General features: G+C 59.2%; 22 protein-coding genes. 8 read left to right on the plus strand and 14 right to left on the minus strand.

Annotated elements, in window-relative coordinates:
* The first annotated feature begins 139 nt into the window (after positions 1 to 139).
* A complete protein-coding gene (locus IF204_RS19785; protein WP_007803412.1) occupies positions 140 to 340 on the plus strand; it encodes a heavy-metal-associated domain-containing protein in 201 nt (66 codons plus the stop codon).
* 42 nt (positions 341 to 382) lie between these two features.
* Here IF204_RS19785 and IF204_RS19790 read toward each other — a convergent pair whose 3' ends face one another.
* The 7 genes from IF204_RS19790 to IF204_RS19820 form a co-directional block, all read right to left on the minus strand.
* A complete protein-coding gene (locus IF204_RS19790) occupies positions 383 to 1,114 on the minus strand; it encodes a DsbA family protein (RefSeq protein WP_009807488.1) in 732 nt (243 codons plus the stop codon).
* Position 1,115: 1 nt separating this feature from the next.
* Positions 1,116 to 1,598 (minus strand): c-type cytochrome, encoded by a 483-nt coding sequence (locus IF204_RS19795; protein ID WP_007803408.1) that lies wholly within the window; start codon positions 1,596 to 1,598, stop codon positions 1,116 to 1,118.
* Positions 1,595 to 2,989 (minus strand): multicopper oxidase family protein, encoded by a 1,395-nt coding sequence (locus tag IF204_RS19800; protein WP_194098746.1) that lies wholly within the window; start codon positions 2,987 to 2,989, stop codon positions 1,595 to 1,597. Before IF204_RS19800 ends, IF204_RS19795 begins: the two co-directional genes overlap by 4 nt.
* 43 nt (positions 2,990 to 3,032) lie before the next feature.
* Entirely contained in the window at positions 3,033 to 3,950 is a 918-nt protein-coding gene (locus IF204_RS19805; protein WP_007803405.1) for a c-type cytochrome, read from the minus strand.
* A 2-nt stretch (positions 3,951 to 3,952) separates the two neighbouring features.
* Positions 3,953 to 4,546 carry a c-type cytochrome gene (locus IF204_RS19810; protein ID WP_007803403.1) on the minus strand — a complete coding sequence of 198 codons (594 nt, stop codon included), beginning with the start codon at positions 4,544 to 4,546 and terminating at the stop codon, positions 3,953 to 3,955.
* Between the two features lie 369 nt (positions 4,547 to 4,915).
* On the minus strand, positions 4,916 to 5,374 hold the full coding sequence (locus tag IF204_RS19815; protein ID WP_194098747.1) for a c-type cytochrome: 459 nt from the start codon (positions 5,372 to 5,374) through the stop codon (positions 4,916 to 4,918).
* A gap of 28 nt (positions 5,375 to 5,402) precedes the next feature.
* On the minus strand, positions 5,403 to 5,963 hold the full coding sequence (locus tag IF204_RS19820) for a L,D-transpeptidase (protein ID WP_194098748.1): 561 nt from the start codon (positions 5,961 to 5,963) through the stop codon (positions 5,403 to 5,405).
* A gap of 155 nt (positions 5,964 to 6,118) precedes the next feature.
* On the opposite strand from IF204_RS19820, the gene IF204_RS19825 reads away from it, so the two are divergent.
* Together IF204_RS19825 and IF204_RS19830 are read left to right on the plus strand one after the other, a co-directional pair.
* Positions 6,119 to 6,421 (plus strand): DUF2933 domain-containing protein, encoded by a 303-nt coding sequence (locus IF204_RS19825; protein ID WP_007803398.1) that lies wholly within the window; start codon positions 6,119 to 6,121, stop codon positions 6,419 to 6,421.
* A 283-nt stretch (positions 6,422 to 6,704) separates the two neighbouring features.
* Entirely contained in the window at positions 6,705 to 8,834 is a 2,130-nt protein-coding gene (locus IF204_RS19830; RefSeq protein ID WP_194098749.1) for a protein-disulfide reductase DsbD family protein, read from the plus strand.
* Positions 8,835 to 8,862: 28 nt separating this feature from the next.
* On the opposite strand, the gene ccmI is transcribed toward IF204_RS19830, so the two are convergent.
* The 7 genes from ccmI to IF204_RS19865 form a co-directional block, all read right to left on the minus strand.
* On the minus strand, positions 8,863 to 10,014 hold the full coding sequence (gene ccmI, locus IF204_RS19835; RefSeq protein ID WP_008327282.1) for a c-type cytochrome biogenesis protein CcmI: 1,152 nt from the start codon (positions 10,012 to 10,014) through the stop codon (positions 8,863 to 8,865).
* Positions 10,011 to 10,484: a cytochrome c-type biogenesis protein gene (locus IF204_RS19840; RefSeq protein ID WP_009807484.1), complete on the minus strand. Its 474-nt coding sequence runs from the start codon at positions 10,482 to 10,484 to the stop codon at positions 10,011 to 10,013. The genes ccmI and IF204_RS19840 overlap by 4 nt, the downstream gene beginning before the upstream one ends.
* On the minus strand, positions 10,481 to 11,047 hold the full coding sequence (locus tag IF204_RS19845; RefSeq protein WP_009807483.1) for a DsbE family thiol:disulfide interchange protein: 567 nt from the start codon (positions 11,045 to 11,047) through the stop codon (positions 10,481 to 10,483). The genes IF204_RS19840 and IF204_RS19845 overlap by 4 nt, the downstream gene beginning before the upstream one ends.
* A gap of 8 nt (positions 11,048 to 11,055) precedes the next feature.
* Complete coding sequence (locus IF204_RS19850; protein WP_012187039.1) at positions 11,056 to 13,056, minus strand: heme lyase CcmF/NrfE family subunit; 2,001 nt, start codon at positions 13,054 to 13,056, stop codon at positions 11,056 to 11,058.
* A gap of 65 nt (positions 13,057 to 13,121) precedes the next feature.
* Positions 13,122 to 13,427 carry an SHOCT domain-containing protein gene (locus tag IF204_RS20175; protein ID WP_228069713.1) on the minus strand — a complete coding sequence of 102 codons (306 nt, stop codon included), beginning with the start codon at positions 13,425 to 13,427 and terminating at the stop codon, positions 13,122 to 13,124.
* Positions 13,363 to 14,829 carry an ATP-binding protein gene (locus IF204_RS19860; RefSeq protein ID WP_009807480.1) on the minus strand — a complete coding sequence of 489 codons (1,467 nt, stop codon included), beginning with the start codon at positions 14,827 to 14,829 and terminating at the stop codon, positions 13,363 to 13,365. Before IF204_RS19860 ends, IF204_RS20175 begins: the two co-directional genes overlap by 65 nt.
* Complete coding sequence (locus IF204_RS19865) at positions 14,829 to 15,551, minus strand: response regulator (RefSeq protein WP_007803380.1); 723 nt, start codon at positions 15,549 to 15,551, stop codon at positions 14,829 to 14,831. Before IF204_RS19865 ends, IF204_RS19860 begins: the two co-directional genes overlap by 1 nt.
* A gap of 188 nt (positions 15,552 to 15,739) precedes the next feature.
* On the opposite strand from IF204_RS19865, the gene IF204_RS19870 reads away from it, so the two are divergent.
* The 5 genes from IF204_RS19870 to IF204_RS19890 all read left to right on the plus strand — a co-directional run.
* The gene (locus IF204_RS19870; RefSeq protein ID WP_008327269.1) at positions 15,740 to 16,213 is read left to right on the plus strand and encodes a rhodanese-like domain-containing protein; all 474 of its coding nucleotides are present in this window, start codon (positions 15,740 to 15,742) and stop codon (positions 16,211 to 16,213) included.
* A gap of 88 nt (positions 16,214 to 16,301) precedes the next feature.
* On the plus strand, positions 16,302 to 16,739 hold the full coding sequence (locus tag IF204_RS19875) for an ion channel (RefSeq protein ID WP_222481193.1): 438 nt from the start codon (positions 16,302 to 16,304) through the stop codon (positions 16,737 to 16,739).
* Positions 16,740 to 16,900: 161 nt separating this feature from the next.
* A complete protein-coding gene (locus IF204_RS19880; RefSeq protein WP_008327267.1) occupies positions 16,901 to 17,350 on the plus strand; it encodes a DUF6010 family protein in 450 nt (149 codons plus the stop codon).
* A 3-nt stretch (positions 17,351 to 17,353) separates the two neighbouring features.
* On the plus strand, positions 17,354 to 18,016 hold the full coding sequence (locus IF204_RS19885) for a TVP38/TMEM64 family protein (protein ID WP_008327266.1): 663 nt from the start codon (positions 17,354 to 17,356) through the stop codon (positions 18,014 to 18,016).
* A gap of 1 nt (position 18,017) precedes the next feature.
* Positions 18,018 to 18,303 (plus strand): cation transporter (locus IF204_RS19890; protein WP_194098750.1); only part of this gene is annotated, 286 nt, incomplete at its 3' end.

An 18,303-nucleotide genomic window follows, 5' to 3' on the forward strand; every position in this document is an offset into this window, starting at 1 on the left:
TTTTCCATTCGAAGTGGAATATGAGGCTTCCAGTTACTGGAGGGTCAATGGGAGGGCGCCAAATAAATTTCTTCACTTGACCTTCCAGCGGGGGGAAGCCCCATGTCACCGATAGAAATCAGATCAAGGAGTGGTTCCGATGAAGTTCAGCGTTCCGGACATGAGCTGTGGGCATTGCACCGCAGCAATCGAAAGCGCGGTGAAGAGCGCAGATCCGAATGCAGGCGTAGAATGTGACCTTTCTGCCCGACAGGTGCATGTCGACAGCGTGTTACCAGCCGATCAGGTCCAAGCGATCATTCGGGATGCGGGCTACAACGTGGAACCTGCGGCCGCTTGATGCAGTGCCTGGACCACCCAAGGGTGGTCCGGGCACAGAATTTCAGTCTTCGACTTTGCGGGCTTCCTCGACCAAGTCGGCAAGCTGCGCCTTTTCGACGAAGCCCGGGACCAGCGCATCCCCGATCACGAAAGACGGCGTGCCGTTAAAGCCCAGAGCTTGGGTCAGTTGCATGGAGGTCGCAATGTGCTCTTCGACCTCGGGGGCCTCCATGTCCTTGCGCAACTGCGCGATATCCAGGCCGATCTCCTCGGCCACGCGCAGCACGGAGGCCTCTTCCGCGCGGCCTTCCAGCCCCATCATTGCCCAGTGAAACTCTTCGTATTTGTCCTGCTTGCGCGCTGCCAAGGCCGCTTTCGCGGCAAACACCGATCCGTCTCCGAGAATGGGCCATTCACGATAGACGAGGCGAATGTTGGGATCGTCTTCGATCAAAGCCCGCACCTCGGGTTTGACCCGCCGACAATAGGGACAGTTGTAGTCGAAAAATTCCACAACAGTGACGTCCCCTTCCAGGTTGCCGAGAACCGGCGCATTCGGATCGTTCTCGATCAGATCGCGCTGGTCATTCAGAACTTGGGCCTGACTGAGCTCCTGCGCTTGCGCCTGCCTTTGTTCGAGGATCGCCACGGCCTCCATGACAATCTCCGGGTTCTCGCGGATTGCCTCGAGCACAAGTTCCTTGACCCGGGACTCTGACAGTTCGTCCGCGAGTGCCGGTATCGGAAGCAAGGCAGCTATCGCGACCGTCGTGAAGGCTTGTCTGAAACGCATTTTAGTTCTCTCCCCGTTGTTCGTCGGCTTCTGTCCGCGCGGCCTGGACTTCGCGGATGCGGTCTGGCCAGGTGGACCGGATGAAGGCCAGGATGTTGTGAATTTGCTGGTCGGTCAGCACGTCTGCGAAACCGGGCATGCCACTGTCGAATTCGACGCCCTGACGCGCCAGAAGCGCCGCACCCCCCAGTTTTGTGTAATCGAAGAGCAGGCTGTCAGGATGATGCCAGGTGTGACCCGTCTCATCATGTGGTGGTGCTGGCAGGCGCCCATCCGCGCCGGGCGTTCGCCATTCCGGCTGGCCTTCCAGACCCGCGCCATGACAAGACGCACAGTTTTCTGCGTAGAGCAACGCGCCTTCTTCGATGTCGTAGCTCTCCGCCCTGGACGCGCTGCCGACATCCGAGGATGCACTGGTCGAGAGCCAATACGTGAAGGCGGCTGCTGCGACAGTGATCGGAAGGGACCAAACGAGATATCTCATGTGACCCGTATCCAGGTTGTCATGCCAGATGCGGCGTGGCTGAGCATGTGGCAATGGAACAGCCACTTGCCGGGATTGTCTGCCGTAAAGGCGATCTCCCGGGACTCGTTGCCGGCCAACAGGATCGTGTCCCGCATCGGCCCGAACGCGCCGCCGGGGCGCAGCTCGCGGAAATGCATCCCGTGCAGGTGCATCGCATGTGGGAAAACGGTCTGGTTCTCGATCTTCAGGCGCACCGGCTCGTTCAGGGATAGATCGGCCAGTGGCGTGTAGGTCATTTCGGCGACATCATTCAGGGCCCAGAATTTGCCCGCTTGGGCAAGCTGACGGAATCCAAGACGTTCCCCGCCAAGCAATGCGGACTGCATTCGCCCCATTGCCCCGCCGGACATGACCAGTCGCAAATCACGCGCATCGGCAAGGTCCGGGGCGTGTGCCGCGGGGTTCGGCGGCAACGGCAGTGGCTTGCCTCTTGGTACTGAACTGGCTGTGCCGTTGACCAGAAAACTCACCAACGGGGTCAGTTGATCATCATCGCCGATGCGAAGCAATTGGGCGGTGCCGCCTTCGTCTTCGGTCACATCCACAATTAAGTCGACGCGCTGTGCCGGGCCGAGGATCAACTCGCCGTCAACCGACTGGGGTTGGCCGGTTGGCATTCCATCCACGGCCACCGTCCAGCCACTGAATCCAGAGAGCCTCAGCGGGAAAATTCGAGCGCTTGCTGCGTTGATGATCCGCAAGCGAATGCGCTCGTTGCGCTGCGCGGGCAAGGTCAGGTCATAGCGCCCGTTGGTCGTGATAAAGTTGCCGGTACGTCCACCGTGGCTCATCATCATGGGCTGTTCGAAATTGTCGAACAGCTGCCCGCTCTCAGGGTCGAGCAACCAGTCCTCCAGAACGATGACTTCCTCGCGGTCGATGTCCGGTCCATCGACCTCTTCGACGATCAAGGCACCGCGCAGACCACGCGCGACTTGCTCGTATGAGCGATTATGCGCGTGATACCAATAGGTGCCCGCGTCCGGTACGACGAAGTCGTAGTCAAAGGTTCCACCCGGCGCTACGGCCTCTTGGGTCAGCCCTGAAACGCCATCCATCGCGTTGTCGATCCGGATTCCGTGCCAGTGAACCGAACTGGGATCGGGTACCTCGTTGCGAAACCTGCGACGCACCCGATCGCCTTGTGTGACCCTGATTTCCGGGGCCGGAACGAGGCCGTCATAGCCCCAGATCTCTGTTTCCGGGTAGGTGTCCGGAAGAAGCTGTCGACGTGCAACCTTGGCAATCAGGTCCTCGAACGGGGTCGCGGCAAAAGCCGACTGCGGGATGGCCGCCGCGCAGGCCGCCAGTGTTGCATGGCGCAAGAAATCCCGACGTGTTTGTCTCATTTCGATCCTCGAGAAAGCGGGGGCGTGTTGCCCCCGCGTGGTGTTAGTTCGACGCGGGGTTCTCCGCCTCGACCGTGTCCTTGTTCAGCAGGAAAAGCGCCATCGCTTCGCGATCGGCAGGTGTCAGAAACCGAGTTCCCTCGCGAACCACTTCCGCCATGCTGCCGCCGAAAGCATCGCCCGAAGGGGTGATGCCGGTCTGGAGCGCATAAGCGAGGTTTGAAACCGTCCAGTCATTTTTGACCAGGTCTTTTGGCCGTATCGCGGGGGCCTTGCTGCCACCGGGAAGCTGGGCGTTGCCTGCAAAGGAAGCACCGATATCGCGGCCTCCCGCAAGATTGCGCGGCGTATGGCAGGCTCCGCAATGTGCCGCACCGCGCACCAATTCCCGTCCTCGATTCCATGCGTCGCTTCGCCCTTCAATCGGTTCGGTATCCGGATCGTAGAAGAACGCCGCTCGCCAGAGCTTCAGCCCCCATCGTTGGTCGAATGGGAAGCTGACATCATTTTCTGGTGCAGGCTCGTCCACGGGCGGCACGGTTTGAAACGCCGCCCAGAGGTCAGCGATATCCTGATCAGAAAAATCCGCATAGAAGGTGTACGGGAAAGACGGATAGTACGGCGTTCCATCGGGGCCGATGCCTTGCCGCACGGCTTTTGCGAACTGTTCTGCCGTCCATTCGCCCATGCCATGTTCCGGGTCTGTCGTCAGGTTGGGCGGGTAGAACGTTCCGAACGGGGTTTCGAGCGGCGCCCCTCCGGCAAGTGGCGCGCCGCCCGCTTCGAAATTGGTATGACAGGCAATGCACCCACTGGCGCGCGCCAGATACGCGCCCCGGTCGACATTGCCCTCTATTGCAATCGGAGTCACTGCACTGCCGACAGGCCATGCAATCACGACGCCGAGGCTGGCCGCGCCCAGCACGGCGGCCCCGCTGACGAGTGTCAAGAACCGGCGCATGGTCAGTCTTCTTCCGCCCGGAAGCGTTCATGGCATGCGGAACAGACCTGGGTCGTCATCGCGAATGCTGCGTCGGCGGGCATTTCGGCAATGGCGGCCGCATCCATCATGTCGCCTCGGCCCATCATCGTGCTCCCGCCCATCATGGTTGTATCGCCTCCCATCATTGACCCGCCGCCCATCATCGAGGCGCCATCCATGGAGGTATTGCCGCTCATGCCGCCCAATCCATTGTCGGCTGCGCGTTCCAGGCCCTCAGAGTATTCTTCCAGCTGACTTGCCAATGCCGCGAAGCGCTCCCAGTCGGTCCACACCTCGTCCTTGGCTTCCGAGGGCATGCCCCCTGTGCCCTCTGGGAACAGCTTTGTCATGCTCTCACCGGCGTGCTGCTGGAACAGGCGCGCGGCATCGCGCACTGTTTCTGCGTCATAGGCCGTTTCGCCCCGCATCATCGGGGCCACGGTCTTGACCGCCTTCCCCATTGCAAGCATGGCATCCATGCGCTCTTTCACGATGCCGGTGGCTCCGCTATGCGCGAATGCCGTGACCGCAGTACCTGCAATCAACACTGCCGCTACGATAGTCGTCTTTTTCATGTCTTCGATCCTTCTTTGGGTCTGCTTTTCGAGCGATGTGAAATCAGACCCACCGTCGGGGCGGTGGAGGATCGCTGATCGGGCGCAATTCGGTTCGTTGGATCGCGCCGTCTTGCATGACGGCTTTCAGAAAAGAAGGCTCGTACGCCATGTTCGGCTGAAGCAATAACGCTGCCGGGACAGAACAATCGAGGCCTGGATGGCAGTGGCCAGAGGCCTCGGTCGATGGCCCTGCGTCTTCGTGACCATGGTATTCCTGCCCCAACGACGTTTCACCATGATATACCGGCGCCTCTGGCACCCCGAGTACTACAAGGAAAAGGCCGAAAACGGCCGACAGAATCCATCGGTTCGTCTTCGACCAACGCATCAGTTGATCCCGTTGGCCCGCTGCAATTCGCGGACATAGGCGGCCACCATCTTGACGTCTCCTTGGGTCAATCCCTCGATCTTAGGCATATTACCGAAATTCCAGTGATGTGCACGGACGCCGTTTTGAGCTGCCAGAACAAAAGCCATGTCCGAATGGTGGCTCGGTTCGTAGATCTTGTGCACGAGAGGCGGCGCAACACCGTTGCGACCGGCGGCATTTTCGCCGTGACACTCGGAACATTTTGCCTCGAATATGTTCTTCCCAAGCGCCGCCTGCTGCGAGAGCTCGTCAGGCAGCTGGACCTGAACGATCGGGCCGCCCTCAGCGATATCACTCGTGTCAGGTGGCGTCATGGAGTGGCCAACTGTTGCATTGTCCATCCCAAAAAACTGCCAAGCGGCAACCCCTCCACCCAAGATGAACACGGCCCCAATCAGCGCAGTCAATTTGTCCATGCCAGTAAATTCCGTCTTGCCTGCTGGTTCAGATGAGCTTGACTTGAGTGCCGACGGGCACGCGCTCATAAAGCTCTTCCACCTGTTCGTTAAAAAGGCCAATGCAGCCATTCGACGATCGCCGGCCTATCTTGCGCGTATCCTGTGTTCCGTGAATACGGTAATACTGCCATGAAAGGTAAAGCGCCCGAGTGCCCAAAGGATTTTCTGGATCGCCGCCCGCGATACGTGCCGGCCATTCCGGATTGCGTTCCCGCATGGAAGGTGTTGGTGCCCAGCTGGGATTCTTGCGTTTTTCGACAACTTCGGTATAGCCGCGCTTCGTAAGTTCATCTGTCAGCGGAACAGATGTCGGATAGATCCGCATTTCGCCGTCTGCCGTCCAGTGCTGAAGCGCCTTCGTCACAGTATCGGAAATGATGATCCCCTTTCCCAGCTTATCGAAATGGTCTTGCCAGTCGTGAGTTCGGAAAGAGGAAATGTTGCGACGACTGACTTCGGATCTAACCACACTTGGTGCAGCCAAAGCGACCGCCGCGAAACCCAATAGGCTTCGCCGGTTGACCTTGTTGTTTCGCGATGTCGTCATGACACACTCCTAGCCTACGGTTTGTACATGTCTTTTACGGGAGACCCGGCATCAGGCAACCTGACAAGGCCGCGAGAAGTGTATCCATTTGTATCCTTGACCTTACCCTGCTGGAGGGTCGCAAATGACGCCAGGAACGAGACAAAGAGGGTGTCATGGACGACGAAAATCCCAAGAATAAGCCGATTACAGACAAGCTCATGCATTACGGAATGATGGCGTGTTGCATTGTGATGCTGTTGCCCGTGATCGGTTTTTTTCTCGCTGGCGGAACGCTTGCGGGTATGTGGGGCAATGCATCGGCTTTCGCCCCGCTCCTGTTGTGCGTTGGAGCGCATCTTGTGATGCATAGATTCATGGGGAAATCGTGCCATTCCGACAAGGCAAACGATACTATCGAGGAAGCGCCCGAGCCCATAAGTTCCGTGATTCCTAGCGTCGCCCGCAACAGGCAGTGATGTGCGAGGGAAAGCAAAGGTATTCGTATTGCTGTTGATGGTTACATTACTTGGAGGTTGCGCGGGAAGCCTTGCAGACTGCCTAGATCTGAAGGCTATCGTGTCCACGAAGCAAGCGTCAGACCTTCTGCCGGATGGGTGTCGAACCCTTTCATCTTCTGCGACTGGTGTTGCGCGAATTGTCTGTGCGGACGGTCGTCAGGGTTTTGCCACAGGTGGACTTTGACGCAATTTCCGCCGTCCTGGCGAAATCTGCGGAAAATATGGGAAGGAAGCAGGTATCTTGATCGATTGCCTTTTGATCCTGCGACGGGTTTTGCTTATTCCCTTCGTGCTCCTGGCCGTTGTCTCTGGAAGTGTCGCGGCAGCAACCTCTGCTGAATACCAGAGCGCGCCACTCACCGCGCATCTCATTAGTGTACAGGACGGCGTTCCCGAGAACACACAGACTCTGTCAGCCGGGCTTCACCTTCAACTGAACGAAAACTGGAAGACCTATTGGCGGTCGGCGGGCGAGGTGGGAATACCGCCTTCGGTCGAATGGAGCGGTTCCGAAAACGTCGCAGATGTCGAATTCATGTGGCCCGCCCCGACGCGCTTCACCGCCTTCGGCATCGAAAATTTTGGTTATGCGGGTGAAGTCGTCTTTCCGCTGCGCATAACGCTCAAAGATCCCGGCGCACCTGTGACTCTTTCCGCGCAGGTCAAACTGCTGGTGTGCTCCAATGTCTGTGTCCCGGAAGAGTTTGACCTGTCACTTCGCCTCGGACGGGGCAACGTCATCGACAGCACTTCGGCTGGGCTGATCGGTACGTTTTCCGAGCGCGTCCCCGAAGGGGCCAAGACGAGCGGCGTCAGCGAGGCAAATGCCTTCATCGACGAAGACCTCACGGAGTTGATCGTCAGCCTTCGCGTCGATGAACCACTCCAGTCGCCGGATGTGTTTCCCGAACTGGGTATGGGTGTTGCGCTTGGCAAACCCGATATCCGTTTGGGAGAAGAGGATCGTTTGCTTTGGGCGCGCTTGCCGATCCTCTCGTCGAATACGGATGTGACAGTGGCTCCGTCGATTACCGTCACCGACGGCGAGAACCGGGCCTTCACGATCATCGCGGATCGCGTGGCGCAAGGAATAGCACCACCCTTTGAACTGGCCGCCACGACACCGGACATGATGGAACTGATCTGGATTGCCGCGATCGCGCTGCTGGGCGGATTGATCCTGAATGTGATGCCCTGCGTGCTGCCGGTGCTGTCCATCAAGGTGTCGTCTGTGCTCAAACACACCGATCACGACACAACCCGTGTCCGGTTCGGTTTCGTCGCTGCCAGCGCCGGCATCATGACGTTCATGTGGGGTCTGGCGCTCGTCCTCTGGGCGCTCCAGACGGCAGGCCTCAGCGTCGGGTGGGGTTTGCAGTTTCAAAGCCCGCTGTTTCTTGCGGCGATGATCGCTGTCCTGCTCGTCTTTTCGGCAAATCTGTTCGGAGCGTTCGAGTTCGCCCTTCCACACGGCATGCAGACGCGGCTTGCAGGGGCCGGAGGACGCAACGGGTATTCCGCCGACTTTTTCACTGGCATGTTCGGTGCCGTCATGGCGACGCCTTGTTCGGCACCGTTCCTCGGCACCGCGGTGGCCTTTGCTTTGGCCGGGCGTGGCGTGGAAATCCTCATCGTCTTTACGAGCCTCGGGCTCGGCCTCGCCCTGCCCTATCTCGTCATCGCCGCGTTCCCGCGTCTGGTCGCATTGATGCCCAAGCCTGGTCGATGGATGCTGATCATCAAAAGCGTCATGGGGGTTTTGTTGCTTGCAACCGCCGTGTGGCTGTTCTGGGTGCTCGACGGTGTCGCCGGGCTTGCGTCTGTCATCGCGGTCGCGGCGTTGTCCGGTCTCGCCGTTCTGATACTATCTCTCCCGAATGTGCAGTCCCAATTCAGGTGGTCTATTGCCATAGCCAGCCTTGTCCTGGCCATTGCCGCAGGTCCTCTCTTGCAGCAATCAGCACCTGCGCGTTCGACGCCGCAGTTGGCAATGGCTTGGATCGCATTTGATCGTTCGGAAATAGCGAAACGCGTGTCCGCAGGAGAGGTCGTTTTTGTCGATGTGACCGCTGACTGGTGTCTGACTTGCAAAGCGAACAAGACACTTATCATCGATCGGGAGCCAGTCCGGAGCGCGCTTGAAGCGCCTGGAGTCACGGCGATGCAGGCAGATTGGACACGCCCGGACACGCGCATTTCCCGCTACCTTGAGAGTTTCGGCAGATACGGCATCCCCTTCAATGCCGTCTACGGACCATCGGCACCGAACGGCATTGTGCTGTCCGAATTGCTAAAAACCGAGGACGTGATGAACGCCTTGGCGCAAGCCAGTGGTCGGGATGTTTCCGCAAAGGTTGCCGGACAGGAGTGACCTGCTCGACCGGGACACCGAGCAGTAGTCAGCCGCCGAGCCGCTCAAGCGCGGCACGGACCGCCGCACGCCGAGGATCACTGGCGGGCTGCTGCTCCAACAGCGCTTCAGCCTTGCGGTAGGCCTCAACGGCGCGATCGGGCTCCTGAAGGACGGTATAGGCATTTGCCAGCCGCATCCAACCATCCAGATCGTCCGGTTCATCCTCAAGACGCTCGGCCAGCCGCGAGACCATCGATCGGATGAACTCCGCGCGATCCGCGTCATTCATCTCCGACGCCGCCGCGACATCTGCGGCACTCGGGCCTGGTTGCGACGTCGGCCCGCTGGGTAGATTGACGACCGGAAGGTCAGCTGCCGCTGCAATCCGGTTGATCTGCGCTGCATAGGTCTCCATCCAGGGAACGTAAGCCTCTTCCTGATTCAGTCGTGAAACAAGCAGATCGTAGGCCTTACGCGTCTCTTCTTGCTGAAAGTAATACAGAGACTCGAAGTAGGTTGCCGCAGGATTGGATGGGTCAAGGTCCAAAGCGCGATCAATGGCCAATTTCGCCCGTGGAATAACAACGCCGTCATTGGCAACCGCGACAGCCTCTGCCAGCATGGAGAATGTCGCGGAGGTGGCATCCTCCCGTTCGGCAACGACTTCGAAGGCTTCGACGGCATCGGCTGCTCTGCCCATGCGCTGATAGGTCTGGCCCAACAGCATCCACCCTTCGCTAGGGCCGCCGGTCGGATCGGATACAAGCCTTTCGCGAAGTTGTATTGCCAGCGCCGTCACTTCATCAGTCTGTGCCCGCTCCTCTGCACGGGCAGCGAAGGCCATTGAAGGAACCTCCGGCGATCCCATCGTCAGATAGTAGCCCGCGGCAATAACCGGCGCGAGGACCGCCGCGACAACGAGAGTGACTCTGCCACCATTACGGGATGATCCGGCTTTTTCTTCCGAATTGCGGGTCGTCGCGAGGATCCGTTTCTTGATCTCGAGTCTGGCCGCTTGAGCTTCCTGTTCAGAAATCAAACCGCGGTCCATGTCTCGTTGGATTTCCCGCATCTGATCGGCGAGGATCGCCGGTACCGCATCCCCTCTGGTGAGAGTGTTCGATTTGGACAGCAGCAGCGGGTAGAGGACAATTCCGATTGCGACCAGCGTCAAAAGAACGAAAATACCCCAGATCATGACGCATCCCCCGCTTCGTTTTGCCTGAGAATTTCGGACACGGTGTTCTCATCCTCCGAGCCCAAGTCTTCAAATGCCTCTTGCTTTCGCCGACTCATCAGTAGCCCGCCACCAACGAAAACCCCGATCAGAACGAAAGCGATCGGAGCGAACCAAAGCGCGTAGGTCGCAGGCTCCAGAGGCGGTTTCAGCAGCACGTAATCCCCGTACCGCGCCCGTATGTATTCGATCACCTCCGCGTCGCTGTCTCCAACGACCAGGCGCTCGCGTACGAGCAGACGCAAGTCCCGCGCCACACCCGCGTTCGAACTGTCGATGTCCTGGTTCTGACAGACGACGCATCGTAGATCCTTGGAAATCTCCCGCGCACGCTGTTCCAATACCGGGTCGGTCAGCATTTCGTCCGGTTCCACCGCATTGGCGGCAAAGGGAAGGAGCCCGATGCAAAACGCGAAAATCAACTGTCTCATGAACCTGCTCCATTTGGCAGTGCGCCTGCCTGCTTCAGGGCTTGCGTGAACCGTTCGACGGCGTCCGGACCCACGACCGGCCCGACATAGCGAAACAAAACGGTGCCATCGCTATCGACGATGAAGGTTTCCGGCACGCCCGACAGGCCCCATTCGATCCCGGTCCGGCCCGACAGGTCGGACCCGATCCGCTCGTAGGGATTGCCGAGGTCATTGAGCCACTTCACGGCATCCTCAGGTTTGTCTTTGTAGTTTATTCCGAACAACCGCATGCCGTCTCGTTCGACAAATCTTGTCAACACGGCATGTTCCGCGCGGCAGGGCACGCACCAGGACGCAAAGACATTGACCACGACCGGTCGTTCGTTGCCGACAAGATCGCTTCGGGCCAGGCCGGGTGTCTCCAACCCCGGCACGGGATCGAGGTCGAACGCCGGGGCCGGTTGCGAGATCAGGACGGAAGGGATCTCGTTGGGATCCCGGTCGGGATTGAGCCCCCAGAGAAAAAACCCACCGAATATGACCGCCGCAATAAACGGCAGCCCGGCAATGAGACGTTTCATCTTCTCTCCTACTCGGCAGGAACGGCATCGGTGGCTGGCTGTTTGGCACGGCGCGGCGCCCCGACCCTCAAACGGCGATCCGACAAGGACAAACAGCCACCGATCACCAGCAGGATCGAGCCGATCCAGATCAGGTTGACGAGCGGTTCATAGAGGATCCGAAGGGTCCATGCTCCGGCGTTGTTCACTTGATCGGAGGCTGGCGTTGCAATCGACGTATAGAGATCACCCGCCAATGTGGAGCGGATGGCCGACTCCGTCGTCTGGCTTTCCGCGACCGGGTAATACCGCCGTTCCGGGAAAAGTGTCGTGACCAATTCGCCATCCCGACGCACCACAAGGGTGCCGCGATCCGCGATGTAGTTCGGCCCTTGAACCTTTGCGGCCCCTTCGAAGGTGATGTCGAACCCGGCGATCGTGACTTCGGTCCCGGGGGCGGCAAAGACGATCTCCTCACTCTTCCATCCGGTCGAGCCGATCATCCCCATCATCAACACAGCGACGCCGGCATGGGCAAGCGTCATACCGTGAGAGGCGCGTGGCAGGTTGCGCACGCGTCTCGCGCTCTCTGCAAGGGAAACCTCGAACAGACGGATGCGTAGCGCCCATTCCCGCAGGGTCGCAAAAAGCAGCCACGCTGCGCCGAGGATGGCAAGATAGGCCATGATCGGCCCACCGTTCAGAAGATACCATGCGGCCAAGGCTGCAATGACCGCCAGCACGGCCACGAATTGGATGCGATCGAGCAAACCGGCGATATCAGCCCGCTTCCACGACAGGAATGGACCAAGACCCATGAACACGACCAGTGCCAGCATCATCGGAATGAAGGCCGCGTTGAAGAAAGGTGGACCGACCGAGATCTTGTCCCCGGTGACAGCCTCCAGGATCAGTGGATAAAGCGTCCCGAACAGGACCGTTCCCGTAGCGGCGGCCAGAATGAGGTTGTTCACGAGCAGCCCGGCCTCGCGGCTGATCGGGCGAAACAGACCACCCGGCTCCATTTCGGGCGCCCGCCAGGCGTAGAGCGCCAGCGACCCACCGATGGACACGGCCAGCAGACCCAGAATGTAAAGCCCGCGCTCTGGATCGACGGCGAAGGCATGCACGGATGTAAGCAGGCCTGACCGGACGATGAACGTCCCGAGCAGCGAAAGCGAGAAAGTCAGGATGGCAAGTAGGATGGTCCAGCTTTTGAACGCGTCGCGCTTTTCGGTGACGATGGCGGAATGCAGCAGCGCCGTGCCCAGAAGCCAGGGCATGAAGCTCACGTTCTCGACCGGGTCCCAGAACCACCAGCCGCCCCAGCCCAGTTCATAATAGGCCCACCACGATCCAAGAGCGATACCTGCCGTAAGGCTGACCCACGCGGCCAATGTCCACGGGCGGACCCATCTGGCCCAGGCCGGATCGACGCGCCCTTCCAGAAGAGCCGCAACGGCAAAGGAAAACACGATGGAGAAGCCGACATACCCGAAATACAAGAGCGGCGGGTGCATGGCGAGACCCATGTCCTGAAGCAACGGGTTGAGGTCATTGCCGTCGAGCGGCGGCGGAAACACCCGCTCGAAGGGGTTCGACGTCAGCAGCAGGAAGGACAGGAAGCCGACGCTGATCCACGCCTGCACCGACAAGGTGCGCGCCTTGGTCTCGGCGGGGATGTTCGATCCGAACCAGGCGACGCCCGCGCCGAACACCGCGAGTATCAGGATCCAGAGCAGCAGCGAACCCTCATGGCTGCCCCAGGTCCCGGCCACCTTGTAGAGCATTGGCTTGAGCGAATGGGAGTTCTCGACGACGTTCCTGACGGTAAAATCGCTGACGATGAAAGCCTGCATCAGCGCTGCGAAGGCGATGGCCACAAACAGCACTTGTCCTATTGCCGTCGCCTGGGCGGATTTCATCCAGACGGCATTTCTACGCGACGCACCTGCAATCGGTAGAACACTCTGAACAAGCGCAAGCGCCAGTGCGAGGGCCAGTGCGAAGTGACCAATTTCCGGGACCATGGCGTTCTTTCCTATTCAGCGTCGGTGGGCGTCGCGTCGGACGGCTTTGGCGTCCGCGGCGGGGTCTATTCGTCGAGCGTTGCTTTGCGGCGACGGAACTCTTCTTCGTCGATTTCCCCATTTGCAAAGCGGCGCCTGAGCGCTTCCTGCGCGTCCGAGTCCGGGGGACGGGTGCCATTGTCCCGCAGCCTGAACACCAGAAACACCACCAATGCGATCAGCGCACCCCAGAAGGCGAGCATCATGAAGCCGCCCACAAAGCCATAGCCACTGCCCCACATGTGCCCCGTCCAGGAGCCTGGTCCATCAGCCTGCGCCATGCTGGCGGGCAAGCTGGCCAGCAACGGCAGGATCAACGCGTTCAGTTTCATCTGTTTCTCCTTCGATCAGTTCGGTTTCATCCAACGGGATGGTGACAACAGCGCGCAAACCCGCGCTGTTCTGATTGACCAGCTGGATATCGCCGCCATGGGATTGGACGATTGTCCTCGCGATTGAGAGCCCAAGCCCATAACCGCCCGTTTCCAGAGACCTCGATTGCTCGAGGCGATAGAACGGATCGAAGACCTTTTCCAACTGGTCGACGGGAATGCCGGGCCCATTGTCATCGATGTTGAGTACGAGGTTCGAACCGTGGGTCGCCCAGCTGACTTTTGCGGCACCACCGTAGCGAACGGCGTTCTCAAGCAAGTTCCTCAGTGCCCTTCGGAACGCGTTGGGTCGAAGCCGCACGGCAACATCATCACTCGGGGCAAAGGTGCAGTGTGCCGCCATATCGCTGCACAAGCTGTCCAGAAAATTGCGCAGATCGACCACTTCGGCACCTTCGGATCCGGTAAGGCCGCGTGCAAAGGTGAGCGTCGCTTCGACCATACTCTGCATCTCTTCGACCGATGCGATGAGGCTGTCCCGCGTCTCTTCTTCGTCAACCAGCTCCGCGCGGACACGCATGGCAGTCAACGGCGAGCGTAAATCGTGGCCAAGGGCTGCGAGCATACGTGTACGATCACTGACAAACCGGGTCAGCCGTCGTTGCATGCGGTTGAATGCGACGGTCAGATCTCTGACCTCGGTCGGCCCTGTGACCGCCAATTCGCCCACATCTTCGCCCCGGCCAAGATGGTCCGCGGCCTTCGACAGGTGCCGCAAAGGACGCGTCAGGCGCGTCATTACAAACCAGAAGATCGCCACCAGAAGCAGTCCGGCGGAAATCCCGAAGGTCAGCATCGAATAGAAAGGCCATTGGATCGGCGGTCGCTCGAACCGCGTTCCGACATTCAGCCAACGCGCTCCCTTGATGGCGATGGACAGGTTCATTTCAACCGCTGTCAACTCTCCGCGCATCATCGCGAGATGCATTTCTGTCATCTCGTCCGAGAGATTGGGAAGAGGCCGCAACTCGCCCTCGACCTCGTGCAATTCAACGCGAATATCCCGGCTGTAGCTGTCATCCATCAGGGCGCGTATGCGTGCTTCCACGATGCCGCCGTCCGAATGACCGGTGTGATCCACGATCGGAGCGTCCGACAGATCGAACCGGATCAGAGGCGAATTTGCCGCGCGAAGGATCGAGTCCTGCAGATCCAGCGGGGCCTCTTCGATCAACCGCGCGACATTCGCTGCGCGACCCGCGGCCTCGAATCCTAAAGCTGCACGGATCGCAAGGCTGCGCTCGTCGGCGAACAGGAACAGGCTGATCACCTGGGCCACGACAAGTGCCGCGACCACAAGCAGGATCAATTGGCCGCTCAGAGATCTCATCGCACGGCGCATCACGGCGCATCCTCGACATCGGCAGCCAGACAGTATCCGCCGTTCCGCACCGTTTTGATGACACTGGGCCTAAGTACATCCGGCTCGATTTTGCGGCGGAGACGGCTGATCTGATTGTCGATGGTGCGATCCATCGGGCCTGCCGTCCGACCAGCGGTCAGGTCAAGCAACTGGTCACGGCTGAGCACCATCCTCGCGCGTTCCAGCAGGACCGCCAGCAATTTGAACTCGGAGGTCGTCAATGGGGTCTCGGTGGTGGACTCGTCAATCAGCACCTGCCGGTCGGTATCCAGTATCCAGTGCGCAAAAGAGACTTTCCTCCCAGCGAGGCTTCCGGCCACAGGTTCGTCGCGGTTGCTTCTCCGAAGAACCGACTTGATGCGGGCGAGCAGTTCTCGTGGATTGAACGGCTTGGCGAGATAATCGTCCGCACCGATTTCCAGACCCACGATCCGATCCGTTTCCTCACCAAGCGCCGTCAGCATGATGATCGGAAGATCACCCTCTGGCGCAAGTCTGCGGCAAACCGACAAACCGTCCTCGCCCGGCATCATGACATCGAGCACGAGGAGGTCGAAGTGACCAGTGGCCAGCTTGGCATCCATCTCCACGGCATCCCTGGCGACGGTCGTGCGCATTCCGTTCTTCTCCAGGAAGCGCGCGACGCTTTCGCGTATCTGAGCGTGGTCGTCCACGATAAGGATATGAGGTGGCGGTCCCATGGCGTCCTTCCTAGATCATCGTTGCATTCTGTTTCATGGGCAGAATTGTAGCCGTTTGTATCAGGTCAGTCCCTTGCTACAGAAGGATACAAATCTGTGCCTGCACCGTGTCGTGCTCCCGGGTAGCGTCGCGCGTATGTTATGTGACCTTTGGGATCGCAACCGATCAAAGGATGAGGTTTTCGAATATGGCTCTTGATTTGAACCGGCGCCGTTTCGTTCTGGGTGCTCATATGACGGTGCTGACCGTCGCGGCGTCACCGCTGTTGGCGCAGAGCCGATCTGTCTGGTCGGCAGAGAATGCCTTTGACGCGCTTCTATCGGATACGGCGCGGATCATCGATGTCAGAACGCACAAAGAGTGGCAAGAAACCGGCGTAGGTGCTGGTGTATGGCCGATAAGCATGCACGCGTCCGGTTTTCCGGACCGATTGTTCAGGGCCAAGGAACTGAGCGGTGATCGCACTGTTGGACTGATCTGCGCCACTGGCGGACGCTCCGCATCGCTGCTTCGAGCGTTGAGACAAGCTGGTTATTCGGGCTACGCCGATATCTCGGAAGGGATGTTGGGATCAGGCGAAGGGCCTGGCTGGATCGCATCGAACTTGCCGACCGTTCCGGTGGATGTCGCCCTGAACGGGTTGCCCCCCGCGTTGGCCTGACCAGTGAAGAATCAATTGGTCCCGTTGTGCTAAAAGCCTGATGTATGGTCAAATTGACCTGTTTGAACAGGAAGACGGGTTTGGGTGTATGACCGAGTTGATGGCTATGTTTGTCGGAATATGCGCGGCGATCGTGATGGGAATTGTCCATCATTATGCGTTGTCGGGCATTCTGAAGTTTTCCCCGCAGCGGTCGGATGGCTCCGGCTTTCGGATCATCCTGACGTTTTCCACGTTGCTGTTGCTGCATGTCTTGGAACTTGTGACGCTCGCCGTGTTCAACACGATGGTGGTGGCAAGCGTTCTGCCGCAATCGTTCAGCAACAGCCCTCCGATGTTTCAGGATGTTCTCTATGTTACGGGCATCTCGTTCTCGACCCTTGGCTATTCGTCCATAGAGGTGGTCGGGCCCTTTCGACTATTGCTGATGCTGCAATCGCTTTTGGGCTTCATGTTGCTGACCTGGTCAGCGACGTTTCTTTACTCAGCCTGCCAGCAAGTCTGGCAGAAGGCGAAAGATGACTGAAAATCGCCACGCGCGTCGGACATGAGCTTGGCGTCAGCGTCAAATACGTCCTGATATCGGTCCTTTGACCTCACCGTGGAACGGTTGAGTGAGCGCTGCGTTGCGCGCGTGGATGAATAGCCCTTGACCTTCCAGTTGCTGGAATCCCTAGGTACAAAGCCATGGCACAGATTTTCGAAAAGACAGGCGATCACGTATCGCACCATCGACACGGGGATATCTTGAAATCTCCCGTATGGGTTGGCGTGTTGCTTGTCGTTCTCACATTGCCGGCTCACCTTTTTTTGGATGAGCAAAGCTCGATAGCTCTTGCTTCGATCACGCTTGCTTTGATTGGCGGTGCCTATATCGGCTTTGGCGCTGCGGACGGCAGAGCGCGCGTGTTCTGGGCAGAGCTCGCGGTCGCCCTTTTGTTCGGCTTAGCAGCGTTCCTGGGGCTGATATGGCAGTGGGCCTTCCTCCCCTTGGGCTTGGCCCTTCACGCCCTTTGGGACATGTCACACCACAATTCTTATCGTCTCGCCCGGATTCCGAACTGGTATATTCCATTCTGCGTGGCCTTTGACCTTTTGGCAGCGACGTTCTTCGTTCTGCTCTATGCCGTGTTTTGATCCATGATGATGCGCATCCTTCTTATGGCGGTGTTCCTGATGGGAGTCGTCGCATTGGCCTTCCCGGACGTCCTTGGCGTTGACATTCGCCTGCCGGATCGCGCGGAAATTGACCGCTGGATCGAGGCGGCAGGTCTTGCCGGACCAATTGTCATCGTGGCGCTCATGACAATCGCTATTGTCGCAAGCCCCCTGCCCTCGGCGCCAATCGCACTCGCCGCCGGAGCGGCTTATGGACACACGTACGGGACGCTCTTCGTCGTTCTAGGTGCGGAACTCGGTGCGCTTGCCGCCTTTGGTCTGGCCCGCGGCTTGGGTCGTCCCTTCGTTGAGCGTCATCTCGGTCAGAAGATTAACGCAGGCCTGTTCGGGTCCCAGAACACTCTGACCTTCCTGGTCTTCGGCAGTCGCCTGCTGCCGTTTCTGTCCTTCGATATGATCAGTTACGCCGCAGGTCTGAGCAAGCTGCATCTTTGGAGGTTCGCGCTGGCCACGATGGCCGGGATTATTCCAGCGAGTTTCTTGCTCGCTCACATGGGCAGCCAGGCGATGAACGGCGATGCCCGCACTGCCACATGGACCGCACTTGCGCTGGGTGGCTTTACCGGCCTGTCGGTTCTCTTCGCCGCGACGCGAAAGACCGGTACGAAACGGAAGGAGAGCTGATATGGCCAGTCATTTCCACGCCGGGCATATGCCGAGTTCCGGCAAGGCCCTTGTGATTTCGGCCTGGCTCACCGGCGTCTACTTCGTGATTGAACTGGCCGTCGGGCTCTGGACTGGCTCGATTGCCGTCCTGTCGGATGCGTTTCACACCCTGTCGGCGGTTGGCGGCGTTCTGGTGGCCATCATCGCGCAGCGCATTGCGCGCCGCCCGGCGGATTCGGCGCGGAGTTTCGGCTGGTACCGCGCCGAGATCATCGGGGCACTGGTGAATGGCGGCTTTCTTCTCG

It is taken from the genome of Marivivens aquimaris, from assembly GCF_015220045.1.
Lineage (GTDB): Bacteria > Pseudomonadota > Alphaproteobacteria > Rhodobacterales > Rhodobacteraceae > Marivivens > Marivivens aquimaris.